The sequence below is a fragment of the Rhodococcus sp. MEB041 genome (genome assembly GCF_030208955.1).
GTDB lineage: Bacteria > Actinomycetota > Actinomycetes > Mycobacteriales > Mycobacteriaceae > Rhodococcoides.
In genome coordinates this window covers 379,122-397,345 of sequence record NZ_JARVSZ010000004.1, presented here as the reverse complement: position 1 = coordinate 397,345, position 18,224 = coordinate 379,122, and the positions used below count along the sequence as shown (strand labels likewise).

13 protein-coding genes are annotated in these 18,224 nt (G+C 69.8%); 10 read left to right on the top strand and 3 right to left on the bottom strand.

What is annotated here, in order from left to right:
• Window positions 1-2 precede the first annotated feature (2 nt).
• Together QRN16_RS13925 and QRN16_RS13920 are read left to right on the top strand one after the other, a co-directional pair.
• Complete coding sequence (locus QRN16_RS13925) at window positions 3-1,199, top strand: acyl-CoA dehydrogenase family protein (RefSeq protein WP_027506959.1); 1,197 nt, start codon at window positions 3-5, stop codon at window positions 1,197-1,199.
• Between the two features lie 2 nt (window positions 1,200-1,201).
• Window positions 1,202-2,146, top strand: a complete 945-nt coding sequence (locus QRN16_RS13920; protein WP_056443985.1) for an amino acid--[acyl-carrier-protein] ligase — start codon at window positions 1,202-1,204, stop codon at window positions 2,144-2,146.
• Between the two features lies 1 nt (window position 2,147).
• On the opposite strand, the gene QRN16_RS13915 is transcribed toward QRN16_RS13920, so the two are convergent.
• From QRN16_RS13915 to QRN16_RS13905, 3 genes are all read right to left on the bottom strand, one after another.
• Window positions 2,148-4,565, bottom strand: a complete 2,418-nt coding sequence (locus QRN16_RS13915; RefSeq protein WP_285187508.1) for a glycosyl hydrolase 2 galactose-binding domain-containing protein — start codon at window positions 4,563-4,565, stop codon at window positions 2,148-2,150.
• The gene (locus QRN16_RS13910) at window positions 4,562-5,566 is read right to left on the bottom strand and encodes a DUF1839 family protein (RefSeq protein ID WP_502944001.1); all 1,005 of its coding nucleotides are present in this window, start codon (window positions 5,564-5,566) and stop codon (window positions 4,562-4,564) included. The genes QRN16_RS13915 and QRN16_RS13910 overlap by 4 nt, the downstream gene beginning before the upstream one ends.
• Before the next feature lie 79 nt (window positions 5,567-5,645).
• Window positions 5,646-6,626 carry an Hsp70 family protein gene (locus tag QRN16_RS13905; protein WP_285187507.1) on the bottom strand — a complete coding sequence of 327 codons (981 nt, stop codon included), beginning with the start codon at window positions 6,624-6,626 and terminating at the stop codon, window positions 5,646-5,648.
• A gap of 472 nt (window positions 6,627-7,098) precedes the next feature.
• Here QRN16_RS13905 and QRN16_RS13900 point away from each other — a divergent pair, with 472 nt between their 5' ends.
• The 8 genes from QRN16_RS13900 to QRN16_RS13865 all read left to right on the top strand — a co-directional run bounded on the left by QRN16_RS13900 (window position 7,099) and on the right by QRN16_RS13865 (window position 18,224).
• Window positions 7,099-8,181, top strand: coding sequence for a glycosyltransferase family 4 protein (locus tag QRN16_RS13900; RefSeq protein ID WP_285187506.1), 1,083 nt, complete (start codon window positions 7,099-7,101; stop codon window positions 8,179-8,181).
• Window positions 8,178-9,338, top strand: coding sequence for a glycosyltransferase family 4 protein (locus tag QRN16_RS13895; protein WP_285187505.1), 1,161 nt, complete (start codon window positions 8,178-8,180; stop codon window positions 9,336-9,338). The genes QRN16_RS13900 and QRN16_RS13895 overlap by 4 nt, the downstream gene beginning before the upstream one ends.
• Complete coding sequence (locus QRN16_RS13890) at window positions 9,328-10,713, top strand: lipopolysaccharide biosynthesis protein (protein WP_285187504.1); 1,386 nt, start codon at window positions 9,328-9,330, stop codon at window positions 10,711-10,713. The genes QRN16_RS13895 and QRN16_RS13890 overlap by 11 nt, the downstream gene beginning before the upstream one ends.
• Window positions 10,710-11,711, top strand: a complete 1,002-nt coding sequence (locus tag QRN16_RS13885; RefSeq protein ID WP_027506967.1) for a CgeB family protein — start codon at window positions 10,710-10,712, stop codon at window positions 11,709-11,711. The genes QRN16_RS13890 and QRN16_RS13885 overlap by 4 nt, the downstream gene beginning before the upstream one ends.
• 36 nt (window positions 11,712-11,747) lie before the next feature.
• Complete coding sequence (locus tag QRN16_RS13880; RefSeq protein WP_051613634.1) at window positions 11,748-13,154, top strand: hypothetical protein; 1,407 nt, start codon at window positions 11,748-11,750, stop codon at window positions 13,152-13,154.
• Window positions 13,145-15,112 carry a Wzz/FepE/Etk N-terminal domain-containing protein gene (locus QRN16_RS13875; protein ID WP_285187503.1) on the top strand — a complete coding sequence of 656 codons (1,968 nt, stop codon included), beginning with the start codon at window positions 13,145-13,147 and terminating at the stop codon, window positions 15,110-15,112. The genes QRN16_RS13880 and QRN16_RS13875 overlap by 10 nt, the downstream gene beginning before the upstream one ends.
• A gap of 68 nt (window positions 15,113-15,180) precedes the next feature.
• The gene (locus QRN16_RS13870; RefSeq protein WP_156380614.1) at window positions 15,181-16,875 is read left to right on the top strand and encodes an alpha/beta hydrolase family protein; all 1,695 of its coding nucleotides are present in this window, start codon (window positions 15,181-15,183) and stop codon (window positions 16,873-16,875) included.
• Window positions 16,872-18,224 (top strand): glycosyl hydrolase family 28-related protein, encoded by a 1,353-nt coding sequence (locus tag QRN16_RS13865; protein WP_285187502.1) that lies wholly within the window; start codon window positions 16,872-16,874, stop codon window positions 18,222-18,224. Before QRN16_RS13870 ends, QRN16_RS13865 begins: the two co-directional genes overlap by 4 nt.

Sequence of the window (18,224 nt, the reverse complement as noted above, 5' to 3'; positions counted from 1 at the left end):
AGATGACCACACTCGAGGCTCCCTCCGCCCTTCCCCCCATCGATCCGGACGCGCCCGCAGGCCTGGCGCAGATCCCGCTCGAGGACGTGCTCGCCGTGGTGCGCAGCAACGCCGAGCTCGTCGACCGTGAGGCTCGCTTCCCCACGGAGTCGGTGCAGGCGCTCAAGTCCGCGGGCCTGCTCTCCGCGTCGGTTCCGACGTCGCTGGGGGGCGCCGGACTCACACTCACCGAACTCGCGACCGTGGGCCGCGCTCTCGGTGGCGAGTGCGCGTCCACCGCGATGATCTACGCGATGCACCACACGCAGGTGTTGTCGCTGACCCGCCACGGTATGGAGTCCCCGGTCATCCGGGAGTTCCTGGCGAACATGGTCGTGGAGCAGCCCCTCGTGGCCTCCGCCACCACCGAGATCAACATCGGTGGCGACGTCCGCACCAGCGGGTGCGCGGTGGAGTACGACGGCGACCGCTACACGCTCACCAAGAATGCCCCCGTCATCTCGTACGGCGAGTACGCCGACGTCATCCTGGCCACGGCCCGTCGGTCCCCCGACGCAGCGCCCAGCGATCAGGTGCTCGTCGCGTGTCAGCGCGAGGATGTCACGCTGCAGAAGACCGGCACGTGGGACACCATGGGCTTCCGCGGTACGTGCAGCCCCGGCTTCATGCTCCGCGCATCGGGTTCGGCGGAGTGGGTCGTTCCCGCCACGTACAGCGACATCTCGGCCCAGACGATGCTGCCCTCGGCACACGTCCTCTGGGGTGGCGCCTGGTTGGGCATCGCCGACGCCGCGGTGCGCAAGGCTCGCAAGTCCGTGCAGAAGCTGGCCCGCAAGACGCCCGGTGTCACGCCGCCGTCCGCCGCGCGCCTCGCCGAGCTGCTCGTGGTCCATCAGCAGCTGTCCGACACCGTGTTCACGGCCGCCGCGAAGTTCGACTCCATCGCCGACGATCCGGCTGCGCTCAGCGCCATCGGTTTCGCGCTGCAGATCAACAACGTGAAGGTCACGGCGTCCGATCTGCTCATCGACATCGTCGCCCGCGCGCTGCTCATCTGCGGCATCGCCGGCTACCGCGAGGACAGTGAGCTCCGCATGAGCCGCCACCTCCGCGACTCGCACGGTTCCGCGATCATGGTGAGCAACGAGCGCATCCTCAACCACAACGCGCAGCTCTCGCTCGTCTACAAGGGGATCTGACCATGACCTCCACACTCGACCGCGACGTGGTCTCCGACCTCGATCTCGCTCGTGCCGATTTCCGCGATCAGCTCGTCGGCGCCGGTCTCCTCGTCCCCAGCTCGCTCGACGGTCTCTACGGCCGCTCGGGCGAGTTCGAGGACATCATCGATCTCATCGACTCCAAGGTGAAGGCCGCAGGCGCTGCCGCACACGGAGATGCGCTGCGCCGCTTCCGGTTCCCGCCGGTGTTCCCGCGCGATGCGTTCGAGAAGACCGACTACATCGCCTCGTTCCCCAACCTCACCGGTGCCATCACCACCTTCTCCGGTGACAACAAGGCCCACGCCGAGCTGCTCGCGGCACGGTCCGAGGGCAAGGACTGGGACCACTGGCTCGAGTCCGCCGGCACCATGCTGGTGTCGGCCGCGTGCCACCCGTCCTACTCCATGCTCACCGGTCAGCTTCCCGACGGCGGCACCATGCTCGACGTCTACGGGTACTGCTTCCGCCACGAGCCCGCCGTGGATCCTGCTCGCATGCAGGCGTTCCGGATGCACGAGTTCGTCCAGGTCGGCACGCCCGATCAGGCAGTGGAGCACCGTGAGTCGTGGATCGAACGCGGCATGACGGTGCTGTCCGACCTCGGGCTCGACGCCTCGCCCGTCATCGCCAACGACCCGTTCTTCGGTCGCGCGGGACGCATGCTGGCCGCGAACCAGCGCAACGAGAACCTCAAGACCGAGCTGGTCGTCCGCCTCTACGGCGACCTGGACGAGGGCACCGCGGTGGTGTCGTGCAATTGCCACCGCGACCACTTCGGCCAGACCTTCGACATCCGTACCGCGGACGGCAACGAGGCCCACAGTGCCTGTGTCGGTTTCGGTATGGAGCGCATCGCCCTCGCGATGGTGCGTACTCACGGCCTCGACACCTCGCGGTGGCCGGCGTCGCTCCGCCTCAGCTGATCTACCTCTCGAGAACCGTCACCGTCGCCCTGGCTGTGCTGTTCACCGCTCGGACATGCCCTCGCGGCGTGGTCGAACCCGTGCGTGGCAGCAGAGTCAGGGCGCGGCTCGTTCCGGGGGCGAGGTGGAACCACGAGTCGGACGCCCGGTAGCCGTCCACGTCCACGCACACGTACTGCGCGGCATCCGTGCACGCGACGGTGAGGGTCCACCGGCCGTCGCCCTCCGGGGCCGCCGACGCGGTGAGACCCACCGAGTTCTGCAGCGGGAGCAGCCCGTTCTCCACCAGATGCACTGCCTCGGCGAGCACGGTGCCCTCCGGGGCGGCCAGCACGACACTCACCGCGTCGACGGTGCGCGACCCGAATCGGTGAGCGTGCGTCATGTCGGTGAACCTGCCGACGACACCGTCCGCGGTACCGGTCCACGACGAGTGGGCATCGAGAGCGAGCTGCTGAACACCCTCGGCAGCAACGGCTCCCGTGCGCTGATGCGCCCGCACGGTGAGTGTTCCGGCGACGGGATCCGCGCCGTCGTTCATCACGTCGAGACGAAGCCCGTCCATCCCCTCGTCCGTCACGAGGACGGTGATCGGTGCGCTGGCCCGCGCCACCGCGTACCAGGGCGCCTTGGCGATGCCGGTGCTGTCGGTGAATCCCCATCCCGCGCCCGGCTCGAGGTCGCGCAGAGTCAGCACCAGCGCTCCCCCGCAACCCGAGTCCACCTGCCTCCAGAACCCGAACGACTGCGTCACCGCCTCACAGACGGCCGCGCGACCCAGGTCGAGGTAGCGCTCCGGATCGTCGCGGCGCACCGCGGACGGCTCCACGTCGAAGAGAGTGCGCACGTAGTGGTCTCGCACGTCCTCGAAGTCCCACGACGCTCCCCGATCACGCGGAACCGTGGCCTTCCAGCGCGGATCGTGGCCCGCCGGATGTGCCGAGCCGAACACGGAGTCGACGACGCGCCGCTCCGGGGGCACGGAGAACGCCAGGCACTCCGTCGCGAATGCCACCCGGGCGTACCGCACGTCCGAGAGAGGTCGCAGGTAGCCGCCGATGCCGAAGTAGTGCGCGAAGCCGGAGCCCACGTGGGTGGCGAGGTCGCCGCCCGACGGGGTGGACGGGACGTACGCGACACCGGAGAAGGCGTGCACCACGTCTGGAATGATGCTGTCCAGCAGTGGTATCCGTGACTCGTCCGAGGCGAGCCCGAGCATCGTCGGCTGCTGGTACGTCTCGCTACCGCCGCTCACCACCACGAGGGAGGGCCCACCGGCGGTCGCGAGCATCGCCCGGACCTCGTCGACGACGGCGGACTCGACGGCGGGATCGTCCGGTGGATCGATGGTCGCCAGCATGACGTCCTGCCACACCATGATGCCCAGTTCCGAACAGAGCGTGTGGAACTCGGCCGACTCGTAGACCATCGTGCCCGTGAGTCGCACCATGTTCAGCCCGGCCTCGACATACGAGGTCAGGGTGTCCCGCAGGTGGTCGGGATCGTTCTGCAGCGTGATCGGGTCGAGCGGGACCCAGCATCCGCCGCGGCAGAAGACGGGCACCTCGTTCACGAGCAGCGTCGTGTCGCGCAGTGCGCTCGAGCGGAACCCCACTCGGAAGTGCATGGCGTGACCGTCGACGGTCACGGTGACGTCGTGGAGGGTCGGATCACCGTGCGTGTGCGGCCACCACAGGGCCCGCTCACCCGCGTCGATCTCGTCCGTCACTCGTCCGTCGGCATCGGCCGAGAGCTCGAACACGCTGTCGCCCAGCTCGATTCGCACAGCAGCGCCGGTCGTGGCCGTGCCGTCGACCTGTAGGACGCAGCGTCCGTCCCGCACCAGCCCGCGCACCGTCACGGCAGGGACGTCCACGGCGACACAGCGCACGGCGCGCCAGGGTCCGACAGGAGCCGGGGCACCGGTGAACACGGGGGCGCGGCCGAGCATCGAGGTGCGGATCCACCGCAGGCCCTGCGACGAGATCATGGACGATCGCCACCGGCCGCGCGGGCGGCGCGTCGCCAGTGCCGCGTCGAGCGAACGGCAGCACAGCGCGATCGAGACGGTGCCGGCGACGAGGGCCTCGACGGTGACGGGAACGAACATCGACGTGCTGGTGGTCGTCAGCGTCCCGTCGACCCAGACCTCCGTGAGGGTGGCGATGCCCTCGAGATGCAGCCGTATCGACTCCGTCCCGTCCGGCACCGACACCTCGGTGCGGAACCACCAGTCGCGCCCGTCGAGGTCCTCGATCGGCAGCCCGGCCGCGGCCAGCGCGCCGGCGACGGTACCCGGAACCCGTGCGGGCACAGCAGTATCGGTGTCCGGGAGACCATCGGGGCTCTCGACGGCACCGGCATCGGTCGACAGAAGCGTCCAGTGTGCGTCGGCCAGCAGATCGAGCGGCGCGGTCACAGCGCCGAACGCACTGCGTCCATACCGCGCTGCCAGGCCGCTGCCATGCCGGCCATCGAGTCACGCACGTCGACGTCGCGTCCCCGAGCGGCTCGCGCCATCCGGAACTGCACGGACTTGGCGCCGGACGCCACCTCCCGGAAGGGCTCGGCGGCAGCCGCCGCACCCTCGACTCCGCGGCGTTCGAGGTACTCGGCCAGGTCGGCCGCGAGTTCGGCGGTGGAGCCGCACTGACGGAGGGTGCCGAACGACCACAGGTGGAAGAAGTCCGGGCCCGCCTGCTGGATCAGCGCGACGTCCTCGACGACACGCTCGCCGAGGCGCTCCACCGGGTTGCCCGCATCGGCGCGCTCGAGGTGCGCGCGCACCACCTGCAGGTCGTGATCGTCGGTCTCCGGACCGGCGGCCAGAGCGTCACGGTCGACGACGACCCGTTCGACGTAGGGCGGCAGCGCCACCGTTCCGGGAGCGAGCGACCGGGCGAGTGCGCCGTCGAAGTCGTCGCCCTCGAGGCGGAACAGACCGGCGTTGTGGAAGTAGTCGAGCCGGCGCGCGTCGGCATCGATGGCCGTCGGCACGATCGTCGTCTTGGTGTGCTCCCGGCCGTAGCTGGTGCCGTCGGTGTCGGGGAGGTAGAAGGCGTCGATCTCGACCGTGCTCAGCACACCGTCGTGCATGTTCTCGATCAGGTGCTCTCCGAACGGCTTCCAGATGTTCATCTCGGAGACGTCCACCCCGTAGAGGAGGCGGAGATCCTCGGGCTGGAACTTCACGAAGTCCCACTGCCGGCCGTCGAACCCCGCGCTGAGGGCGAACGCCAGTGCGGGTGTCGGATCTGCGCCCATCGCGTGCAGCAGTTCGATCCACAGGTCGACGTAGCAGTTGGTCTCGGACCACGTGCGCTCCGACGAGTGCAGGGAGTGCGATCGGTACGTCGCGGGATCGAGGTCCGCGGGCAACGGGGACCCGCCCACCGGCGTCGCCGAGAGATTCACCGTCACTGCTCCTCCATTGGTCGTCGACACGAGGTGTCGGCCCACGCGTTCACATCACGCACGACAGTAGCCGCGAGAGAGGTGATCAGAACCCCCCGAAGTCCCCGCCACCACCGAAGTCCCCGCCACCGAAGTCTCCGCCACCGCCGAAGTCCCCGTCGGTCTCGTCGGCGAACGGGTCGGCGGTGGTGGTGACGGGCGGCGGGACTCCACGCGACCCGACGGGCGCCACCGCGCTGGTGGGTGCCACGGACGGGGTGCTGACCGTGGCGGGGTCCATCGGCTCGGGCATCGAGGTGAAGGCCCACGCCGCGGCGCCCGCCATGACGGCGCACGAGAAGGCGATGACGAGGGCGACGGGGACCCTGCTGCGCTTCGGATCGGGCACCGGTTCCCCGCCCACGTCGACGACGTCCGCGGGCGCCGACGCGTCGGGCTCGCGTTCCGGCTCGGCGGGGGCGGCCGCGAAGGCGACGGTCCGATCCGTGGACGAGGGCTCGGGCGCCGGCGCCGGTACCGACACACGCGTCGCGCGCGGGTCCAGCGCGGTGAGGACCGGAACGCCGAAGCGTTCCGCGGCGGCGATCGACAGGATCGGGATGGGCGAACCGCCCCCGACGAGAATCACCGCGTCGAGGTCGCGCTCGCCGAGAAGCGACGCCGCGGTGTCGAGCGAGAGGTCGAGCAGAGGGCGAACCGCGGTCTCGAACTCCTGACGCGTGATCAGTGTGGTGCCGCCGCCGGGGGTGCGCGCGACGGTCGCGGAGGACAGTGACTCTTTCACGCGGCGGCAGAAGACGATGACGTCCGTGTCGTCCGCGCCCTCGGCGGGACGCTCCAGAATGCCGCGGTCGACGATGTGATCGAGCACGATGTGATCGAAAACATCCCCACCGGCCACCGAGGAGTCGACGGAGCCCAGGACCGCCATCTCGTCGACGTCCACGAGGCTCGCCGTCGCGCCGCCACGGCCCAGGTCGTAGAGCAACACCGTGGTGAGACCGGACAGAACGCCCGAATCGACCACGCCCCGAGGGACCGACGTCACAGCTTCGGTGTCGGACATCCGTCGGCGCTTCCTCTCGGTGGGTGGTGATTCCCCTGCATTGTCACTTGTCACAGCCCTGTTCACGTCGCACCCGCTTCGGGCGCAGGAACCGGCCAGCTCCTGCTGTATGGCGCCCAAAAGAATCTTCCGGTATGTTAAACGATGAAATAGGGAACTGCGAGATCGATACCGGTCGTGGATGCGACCGGGCACACCTTACTGCCAGGTAGGGCCCCAGGGCGACTGTCAGTGGCACATCGATCGCAGAAATCCCTGACCGAGCAGCGTGTCGAGCGGGGCCGACGCGCACGGCCGAGCTTCGCCGATGCAGACGCGGCGCACCGGACGCTCCGATCCAGAAGTTTGGTTCGGAGTCACAAACCCGGCGCCGTGGACGCATCGACGAGCACCGGACCGAGACGAAAGGCTGTCGACCCCGATGATCCCCGCACCCGCTACTCGTGACCGCACGGCCACGGTGCAGGTACACATGACCGGCGCCGAGTGGTTCGCCGACTCGCCGGGTGGCCTCAACCGCTACTTCACCGATCTCTACGTCGCGCTCTCCGCTCTCGACGGCGTCAGCGCCTCCGCGTCCGCGTTCGGCGACTCCGATCTGAGCGACGGCCACCACGGCACGTCCTCGTGGGGACCCTCGACGGGTTCCACGCTCTCGCGCGTCTGGTCGGCCCTCTCCGCCGATCGCGGTCTGCCGAGGAACACGGTGATCGACCGCCACTTCAGCCTCTTCGGACGCCCCACCGTCGGCCTGCGCGGTGCGCACCCGTCGGTGGCGCACTTCCACGGACCCTGGGCCGCCGAGAGCGCCATGTCCGGCGAGAGCGATCTGGTGGTGCGCGCCAAGTACTGGGTCGAGCGTCTGCGCTTCCTCGACGTGCGCCGGTTCATCGTGTTGTCGGGGCACTCCGCCCGCATCCTCACCGAGGACTACGCCGTCGATCCGGCCGCGATCACGATCATCCCGCCGGGCGTCGACCTGGACCGTTTCGCCGTCACCCCGGCACCGAGCACCGCTCGCCCCACCGTCCTCTGCGTGCGCCGACTCGAGCGCCGCATGGGCATCGACCGGCTCGTCGCGGCCTGGCCCGCCGTCGTGGCGGACCACCCGGACGCGCAGCTCGTCGTCGTCGGGACCGGTACCGAGGAGGCGGCACTGCGCAGCCAGGCCGCCGAGTCCACCGCCGGCGACTCCATCGTCTTCACCGGCCGGACCAGCGACGAGCGCCTCGCAGCGCTCTACGCCGAGGCCACCGTCTCCGTGGTCCCGACCCTGAGCCTGGAGGGCTTCGGGCTCATCGCCCTCGAGTCCTGCGCCAGCGGACGCGCCCCCGTCGTGACCGACTGCGGCGGCCTGCCCGACGCCGTCGCGGGCCTCGATCCCTCCCTCGTGGTACCCGCCGGCGACGTCGACGCACTCGCCCACCGCCTGTCCACCGCGCTGAGCGGCGACGTGCCGAGTGCCGCCGCGTGCCGCGCCCATGCCGAGTCGTTCTCGTGGGAGTCCTCGGCCCGCCGGCACGTCGACGTGTACCGAGAGTTGGTCCAGCGATGACCCGCGCACTGTTCCTCGCCCACACCGCGGCGCCGTCCGGCGCCGAGATCGCGCTGCACCGCCTGGTGCGCGCCATGGACAAGACCGAGGTCACCGTCGTCTTCACCGAGACGGGTCCGATGGTGGACAAGCTCCGGGCCGACGGCATCGACACCGTCGTCGTCGTGGACGGCGCGTTCGACAGCCGCTCCGTGACCATCGAGGGCATGTCCGTCCGCCGCATGATCGGCGGAGTCACCGGCCTGCTCCGGCTGGGGTGGGCCGTGGGCGCCGTCGTTCGCGAGTCGGGTGCCGACGTGGTCGTCGCCGAGTCGTCCAAGGCGTTGCTCATGGGGACCATCGCCGCACGGCGAGCGGGCGTGCCCCTGGTGTGGCACTCCCACGACCGCATCTCCCGCGAGTACTTCGGCACGCTGTTCACCGCCGTGCTGCACGTTCTGGGCTGGACCGCGTGCCGCGGCTTCATCGCCAACAGCACGTCCACGCTGGCCTCGCTGCCCACCTGGCGTCGGCCCGCCGTGGTCGCCTACCCCGGCGTCGACGGGTCGGCGGACCGCCCGGTGGGTGCCCGCCCCGAGCAGTCCGCTCCCGCGGACACGGTGCTGTGTCTGGTCGCCCGCCTCACCCCTTGGAAGGGACACGTCCTCTTCCTCGAGGCGGTCGCGGCGATGACCACCCGGCCGGCGCACGTCTTCCTCGTCGGCGGCACCTTCTTCGGCGAGGAGCCGTACCGCGCGGAGCTCGAGGCCATGGCCGCCGATCTCGAGCTGCCCGTAACCTTCACCGGCCACGTCGACGATCCGCGGGACTACATGCGGATGTCCGACGTGCTGGTGCACTGCACCCTGACGGCCGAGCCGTTCGGCCAGGTCGTCGTCGAGGGCATGCTGGCCGGGTGCGCCGTCGTCGCGTCACGGCCGGGCGGACCTGCGGAGATCGTCGAGCACGGCGTCAACGGCATGCTGGTCGATTCCGGCGACCGTGAGGCGCTCACCGCCATGCTCGATCGCGTCGTCGCCGACCGTGACCTGCGGACGCGTTTGTCCGCTGCCGCTCCGGCCCGTGCCGCGCACTTCGACATCGAGGAATCGGCCCGCACCGTCGAGAGCTTCCTCGAGGACGTCCTCGACACCGTGAGCGTGCGTCATGGTCGGTGAACTCACCCGTGGCGGGTCGCGCGGCGGCCCCACCACCGAGCCCCCGAAGCACCGCCGTGGATCGCTGCACAAGCTGTCGGCGGTACGCGACATCGCCTTCGTCAGCTTCGGCAAGTACGGCCAGTACCTGGTCACGATCGTCACGCTGCCGCTCACGGCTCGCATCCTCGGCACCGAGGGGCTGGGTCTGCTCGCGATCGCGATGTCGGCGTACTTCATCGGCTCGCTGCTGGTCGACTTCGGCATCACCACGTTCCTCGCGGCGATGGCGAACGACGAGAACCTCAATCAGCTGCGCGGCAACTACCTCGCACTGCGCGCCACGGTGCTCGCCGTGATGGGCACCGGGCTGCTGGCCAGCCTCACCGTGGGTGCGCACGTGCACCTGCACATGATCCTGCTCGGCCTCTTCGCCGGCGGCTTCGCGTCGTTCGGCGACGACTGGGTGCTCGTGGCCCAGGCCCGCTTCGGTATCGGCGTGGTCTACCAGGGCATCGGCCGCATCCTGTACCTCGTGCTGCTGGTGACGCTGCTGCCGATGTTCCCCAGCGCCGCGGTCGCGATGCTGTGCCTGCTGGCGTCGTCGGTGGTGTCCGTGGCCCTGACCTGGCGGCTCACCATCCGCGAGTTCGGCCCGCCGAGCAAGCCGAAGGACGTCACCGCGATGGTCCGCATGGGCGTGCCCGTCCTGACCTCGCGGCTGCTCATCACCAGCTACGGCCAAGGCGCCGCGACCTTCTACTCAGTGGCGCTGCCCGCGGCGTCGCTCGGCATCTTCTCCGCCAGCGACCGGCTGATCCGCGCGTTCCAGTCGCTGCTCGACGCCATCGGCTACGGCCTTCTGCCGCGGCTGGCCCGCGGCCGGGAGGACCACTTCTGGCAGAACGCACTGCGCGGACTGACCGCGTGCGTGGGTGTGGCCGTCGTGGCCACCGTCGGGCTGTGGGTGAGCGCGCCGCTGCTGATCTCGCTGGTGTTCGGCGATCAGTTCTCGTCCGCGGTGGACATCATGCGCGTGCAGGTGTTCATCCTGCCCTTCACCGCCATCACCTCGTTCGTCACCACCGCGATCCTGCCGGTCCGCCAGGACACCAAGGGAGTGCTGATCGGCGCCGTCGTCGGCACCGTCTTCGCCGCGGGAGCGCTGGCCACCGCGCTGTCCACCGAGTCGGTGTGGGCGCTGGTCTACGGCACGCTCACCTGCGAGGTCGCAGTCGCGGCCTGGTACCTGTTCCGGGTGCGCATGCTGCATCGCCGCAACGACGATGCGCTGCACACGGAATCGGAGGCACCCACCGTGCCGATGGCCGTGGTCGCCTCCGATGCCCCCACCGTTCCCCTCGCCGTTCGCCGCTTCCGGGAGGCAAGTCGATGAAAATCCTGTTCCTCGGAGACGACTGGATCGGCAGCAACGCCCGGTCCATGGCCGACGGGTTCCGCGAGGCCGGCCACACCGTGCTCGTCGTCGACACCACTCCGGTCGCGCTGCCGACCCGGCTGTCCCCGCCGTGGGTGTACAGCAAGCTCGGCCGCGGCCGCGCCCCCTGGGTTCTCGAGGCGCTGCACCGCCGCATCGAGGCGGCGGCAGCGCAGTTCCGCCCCGACATGCTGTTCGCGTTCCGCACTGTGCATCTCGACCAGGACCGACTGCTGGCTCTGCCGGCGGGTCTGCACGTGCACTACAGCCCGGACGACGTGTCCAACCCGTACAACACCACGCCGGAGTACCTGCGCCGCGAGGCCGACTGGGACCTCGTCGTCACCACCAAGCGGCACAACGTGCCCGAGCTGGAGTCGCGCGGCGCGAAGTCGACGCTCTTCGTCCACAGCGCGTACGACCCGGCCTGGCACCGTCCGACCGCCCGTCGTGATCCGGCCGAGTACCTCGTCGGCTTCATCGGTGCCTGCCGACCGGACCGCCGCGACTCGATGGTGGAGCTCGCCCGCACGCACGGCTCCGCGATGACGGTCCAGGGTCCGGGATGGCGACGCGTGTCCGCGCTGCGGACGACGTCGGCTCACATCGGCGGCGCCGTGTACGGCGAGGGGTTCTCGGTGGCGGTGTCGGCCGTGCTGGCCAACCTCGTCCTGCTGAACTCGGACAACCGCGACACCCACACGTGCCGCACGTTCGAGGTGCCCGCGGCCGGCGGTCTGTTCGTCGGTGAGCGCACGGACGAGCACATGGCGCTGCTGGAGGACGGACGGGATTGCCGTCTTTTCTCCAGTTCGGACGAGCTCGATGACATCCTGGCGTGGTGCCGCACCGAACCTGATGCAGCCAGGGAGATGGCGGAGCGCGGCCGGCTGCGGATCGTCGGTGATCACCACGCGTACGTGGACCGAGCACGGGAGATGACCGATGCGTTGTGACATCGTCGCCGTGCGCCGCCCGACGGGGGTCGCGCCGTGACCGCCTACACCGCCGTCGCGCTCACCACTGCGGCCATCGTCGCCCTCGTCGTGTCCGCGATGTTCGTGCCGGGTGTCGCCAAGGTGTTCCTGCTGGCGCAGTCCGCCTACTGGTCGCTGAGCTACGTGGCGCGTCCCCTCGTCCTGCTGTGGACGCTCCCGCAGCCGCAGTTCGCGGACAGCCTGGCGGACCCGCGACTGGCGAACATCGGCTACGACATCGGCATCGCCGAGGTGCTGAAGCCCGTCGTGTTCGGTCTGTGGTTCTACGTGGCTCTCGTCGTCGGATACGTGCTGTTCCGTCGGTGGCGCCGGGGACCGCAGGAGCGGACCACCATCGGCGCGGCCGTCGCGGATCCGTACTTCTTCCGCAGCCTCGGCACCATCTACGTGCTGGGTCTCGGCGGACGCTTCGTGTCCTTCGCGACGGGCAACACCGGATCCGCCGGTGAGGTCAGCAGTTCCAACCCGCTCCTCGACTTCGCCGCCACGATGGCGACGGTGGGCGCCCTCGGCCTCATCGTCTTCGCGCGACCGGAGAAGCTGTGGCAGACCGCGGTCCTGCTGCTCGGCCTGATGGGCATGGAGCTCGTGTGGACCGTGATCGTGGAGTCCAAGACCCCCGTGCTCGGTGCGGCTCTCGCCGTCGCCGTGCGCTTCGCCCTCATCGGGTGGACGCGCGGGACCATCCTCGGCGTGCTCGGTATCTCGGCGGGCGCCATCGGCGCGTTCGGCATCCTGCAGTCGCTGAAGGTGGACCCCGAGGCCCGCGCGATCTCGGCGGCCGCCGAGGCCAGCTATCCCCCTGTCGTGCAACCGTTCCTGCCGATCCTGCGCCGCTTCGACCTCCTCGAGGCCGCGACGGACGCGTACTACATGCAGGGCCGGGAATGGATCTCGCACGGCGACGTGGTGAAGAACGCGCTCCTCAACTTCATCCCGTCCCAGCTCCTCGGATCGGAGAAGTTCCAGTCCGGCACCGCGTGGGCCAACCAGGTCCGTGGGTCGTCGGTGGACATGCGCAACGTGTCCGTCTCCCTGGCCGAGGGAAACATCAGTGAGGGCTTCGTGTTCGGCGGGTACGCCGGCGTGGCCGTCACCATGACCTTCACCTTCGTCATGGTGCTGGTCGCCGTTCGATGGCTCCTCGCGAGGAACTTCCTCTTCGTGGTGCTCGGGCTGACGCTCATCGAGTATCCGGTGCTGTTCGAGCGCGGGATCCTCGGGACGACCGAGTCCATCGGCAAATCACTCCAATTGGCAATTCTCGTGTGGATCGTGACGCTTCTCGTCGGCGAGTACTCCCGACAGTGCGCGGAGACACCCCCTCCGACCACGCACGTTCCCGACGACATCTCCACACTCGACCGCTCTTCGAGCAAAGGATCTGCATCATGGGTTTGATCGATTACGTGAACATCGCACGACGCCGGTGGATGACCATCCTGGCCTTCGTCGTGTTGGGAACGGTGGCAGCGGCGGCGTACACGTCGACGCTGAGCTACTCCTACACCTCCTCGAGCCGTCTCTACGTCTCGATGGCGACCGGCACCTCGGTGTCGGACGCCTACCAGGGCAACATGGCGGCGCAGCAGCGTGTCACGTCCTACGTGAACCTGGTGACCAGCGAGCGCGTCATGTCGGGTGTCATCTCCGATCTGCAGCTCGACACCACGCCGGCGGCTCTCGCGTCGACGGTCACCACGTCCTTCGCGCCGGCCACCGTGCTCATCGGCATCTCGGTGTCGGACACGACGCCGGACGGCGCGCGGGCGATCAACGACGCGGTGGTCACCGAGTTCCGTGATCTGGTCAACGAGATCGAGACCACGGAGATCGGCGCGGCTCCCGCGGCGAAGGTGACCGTCGTCGACCCGGCGACCACCCCGGCCGCCGTGGGCGGGCCCGCACCGATGCGCACCCTGCTCATGGGCGCCGTCGCCGGCATGCTGCTCGGCTGCGCTGCGGCGTACCTGCGTGACCGGCTCGACAAGCGCATCCGCACCACCGGCCAGGTCGCCGCGGTCGCTCCCACCACGTTCCTCGGTGACGTCAAGGCGGCCACGCGCACCGCGGACGCACGGCGCGCCGCACTGCGCCTCGACGCCTCGGTCGGCCGGACGACCCCGCACTCCATCGCGGTCGTCGGCGTCTCCCCCGCCGGCGGGTCGGACACCGTCCTCGCCCTGGCGCGTGCGCTCAGCGGACTGGGCCGCCCGACTCTCGTGGTCGACGCCTGCACCGACGGCACCGGAGTGTCGTCTCGCATGCAGAACGCCGGCGGGCTCGCCGATCTCGCACGCTCGCCCAAGCGGTCGGCCACCGATCTCACGCGGCCGAGCCAGGTCGAGGGTCTGAGCATCCTGCCCATGGGCGTGGGTGACGATCGGACCACCCTGTTCCTGGCCTCCCCGCGCTTCGGCACCATCGTGCAGAGCCTGAAGGCCGATCGTGACTACGTGGTGATCGACGCGACCTCGGTGGCGGACGCGACTGATGCGCTCGCCATCGCCGTGCACGTCGACCACGTCGTCGTGGCCGTCGAGAACGGCACCACCACCGCCGCGCAGCTCCGCGCACTGCTGACCGAGCTCGACAGCATCGGGGTCGCCGTGGCCGGAACCGTTCTGGTGCCGCACGTCTCGGCTCGCCGCTGGCCGCTGTCGCTGCTGAAGTCCTCCGCCGCGAAGGACGACGTCGTGCCCGCGACGTCGCCGAAGGCTGCTCCCGTGGCCGAGGTGCGCGACGTGCCGACCACCACCCGGACCACCACCGCTGCGCGTCCGACCGCACCGCAGTCCTACCGCGCGCCGTCGCCGGTCCACGAGTCCGAGTACCGGAACGACGACTACCGCAGTGACGGCTACCGCACCGACGGCTACCGGGACGATCACCAGGATCGCTGGGACACCGTCCAGCCGGCACCTCGTGCCGAGCGCGCCGCGCGTCCCGAGCCCCGCCAGGAGGAGCGTTACGACGTGGTCCAGTCGCCGGCGGACGCCGAGACCGATCGCTTCCACGTGGTGACGGCGGAGCCGATCGAGGTTCCGCAGGACGACGCAGAAGATGGTGTCGCGGAGAAGGACTCGACCGAGTCCGAGGTGAACGACACCATCACCGCGGACGTCGAGGACGTCGACACCGACGAGTCCGAGACGGACGACGCCGACACCAGCGCGACGCCCGAGCCGGTCTCGATCACCAAGGCCGACACGACCACGCCGGCCGCGTCCGACAAGGCGGACAAGGTTGCGCAGGACACGACGGTCACGAAGGCGACCCGTCCCGCGGAGCCCACCACCTCGCGGCCCGTCCGCCCTCGGACGCAGACCGGCCGCCGCACCTTCCGGGTCACCAAGTGACGCAGACCCTCCACTCCACCCGCACCCCGAGCCCGATCGGCTCGCACTCCCGAGAGGACCGAGCACCCATGTCGACGACACCGACCTGGTTCGGATCGGACGGCCGTCGCCTGTTCGGCGTGGTTCACCTTCCCGAAGGCGACCACGCGCGCGCGGGCATCGTGCTGTGCCCGTCGATGGGCAAGGAGCACGTCGACACCTACCGTGGCCTCAAGCTGCTCGCGCAGGAGCTGGCCGCGGCCGGCTTCGCCGTGCTGCGGTTCGACTACCTCGGTGTGGGCGACTCGGGCGGCGACCAGAACGACGCTGCGGCGATGGACGGGTGGCTCGCGAGCATCGGGGACGCGGTGAGCCTGGTGCGCTCGCTCGGCTGCACGACGGTCTCCGCCGTCGGCCTGCGCGCCGGTGCCCTGCTTCTCGATCGCGCCGCCGACGCGGTCGGCCCGCTGCACACGGTCGTCCTGTGGGATCCGGTGCCGCGCGGCCGCGCGTACCTGCGCGAGCAGCAGGCGCTGTACCGGCTCGGCGTGGGCACGGACACCGTCGGAACCGACACCGACGACACCGATCTGCACACCATCGGGCACTCGCTGTCCACCGAGGCCGCGGCAGCGCTGTCCGCCCTCGAGCTCACCGCGGCGTCACCCGCCGTGTCGCAGTGGATCTTCGCGCTGCGTGACGGGTACTCCTCGCCTCGGCTCGACAAGGCGATCGAGCGGTCGGGGGCGACGGTGCGGCACGTCGGCACGATGACCGAGTTCGTCACGCCCGAGAGCTTCCTGGTGCCGTTGCCGAACACGGCGATCCGCGCGGTCGTCGACATCCTCGACGGCGCACACGACTCCGCCCGCGACTGCGCGGTCGAGTTCACCCCGACCACGAGCGTCACGCACCAGGCGAGCGACGGGTCGACCTTCACCGAGCACATCGAGAGCATCGGCGCGCACGGCCTGTTCGGCATCCGATCCACTCCGGTCGGGACACCGGATTCCGCACCGACTCTGGTCTTCTGCGCCACGGCGAACGACACGCGCACCGGACCGGCGCGGCTATGGGTCGAGCTCGCTCGCGAGGCGGCGCGCTCCGGTGCGTCCGCGCTGCGCTTCGACCGACGCGGAACCGGTGAATCGGAGGTGGTGCGTGCCGACGAGCACACTCCGATCTACTCGGCGGAGAGCGCCGACGACGTGGTCGCGGCCGCCCGTGCGGCGCATGCGGATCCGCGTCGCGTGGTGCTCACGGGCATCTGCTCCGGGTCGTGGAACGCGGCCCACGCCGCCACGGAGATCGGGGCCGGCGGCGCCGTCATGGTGAACGCCATCGCGTGGAGCTGGAAGCGCAAGAAGTCGACGCAGGGCGAGATCGATCCTGCCGATCTGGGCATCCCGCGGTCGGACCCGGCGTGGCAGAAGACGCCCCGGGCGCGCATCAAGAACGCACTGCAGACGCACCTGCCGTACCGGGCGTGGCGGCTGCTCGGTGTGCGCGGCGTGACCCAGGTTCCCGAGGTCATCCTGCGTTCGCTGGCGGACAACGACGTCGACGCCACCGTGATCCTGGCTCCGGCCGATCACCGCTGGTTCGTCGATCAGCGTGGGCCCGAGGGCCTCACACGCATCCAGCGTCGCAGCGGCACCGTGCCGTTGATCGTCAGCGCGCCCGTCGGTGACCACTCGGCGTACCACGCCGACATGCGCCGCACGATCATCTCCTCGGTGCTCGCCCGAACCATCGAACCGCAGAGACAGCAGGTCACCGCGTGACCGCGAGTTCCTTCGGCCGGCGACGGCTGCTCACAGGCACCCTCGTCGCCGCCACCGTTCCGCTCGCGGTCGCGTGTTCGCGCGACGACGCCGAGTCGGTGCAGTTCCAGTCGCCGAACGTCACGGACACCCCGGCTGCGCGCAACGTGCGTGACTTCGGGGCGACGGGCGACGGCACCACCGACGACACCGAGGCGATCGCGCGGGCGTTCGAAGGCATCACCCAAGCCTCTGCGGTCTACCTGCCCGGCGGCACCTACCGGGTGACGGCGTGGCCGGCGATGGCCGACTACGCCGCCGTGTACGGCGACGGCGCCGATGTCACCACCGTCCTGTACGAACAGAACGGCACTCTGATCGACCTGCGGGGACGCCAGCGCGTCAACTTCCGCCGGATGGGGTTCTTCACCACCGGCGCCACGTCGACGTGCTTCTCACTGTCCGCGTGCTTCCGCTGCTCGTTCGACTCGGTGACCATCCGCGGCAACCACTCGTCGTCCACGTTCCCGCAGTACGAGAACCAGCGCGGAGTGCTGCTGACCGACAACACGGGCGGCACCACGTTCACCAACTGCGACATCAACAACTACGGCATCGGTCTGACGTCGGAGTGCATCCAGAACTACGTGACGGCCTCGAAGTTCACGAGCAACCGCGTCGGGGTGCTCGGCACCGGCGGCGACTTCAACGCCGGCATGGCGTTCACCAACGTCGAGTTCGTGTCGGACAACGACCCGGACACGACGGATCGGCACGTCCGCGTCGACGGTCCCGCGAACGACTGGTGGTTCACCAACGTCTGGTTCGAGGGGTCCGAGGTGGCCCTGAGCATCGGCACGCGCGAGACCGGCGGGCCGTCCCAGTTCGGCATGGTCAACTGCAAGATCTCGGCGCGCACCACGTGTGTCGAGCTGCTGTACTGCCGGCAGCCCTACCTTGCCAACATCATCTTCGATCCGGACCCGAACAGCCGGCCCGCCGAGCTGGTCATCGACGCGGAGCACGTCCCGACGGGCACCGCGGTGAACCTGATCTCGGGCGTCAACGACGACGTGAACGGCGCGGTCTTCCCCGATGCGTGGACCGTGATCGGTCGCGGCACCATGTCGGGGCCCACCTTCACCAGCACCGTGGTCACGCGCACCGTGCAGGACGACGTCGACCTGCTGCAGGCGCGGGACAGCGGCGATGCCGTGACCGCCGCCGTCCTGTCCGACGGCACCTGGTTGTCCGACCGCCGGGAGGCGGGCGTGGTGCTCAAAGACGAGTCCAACGCGTACTGGCGTCTGGTGGTGGGGACGGACGGAACCCTGAGTACCGAGTCCCTCGGCACCGATCGGCCGCGCTGA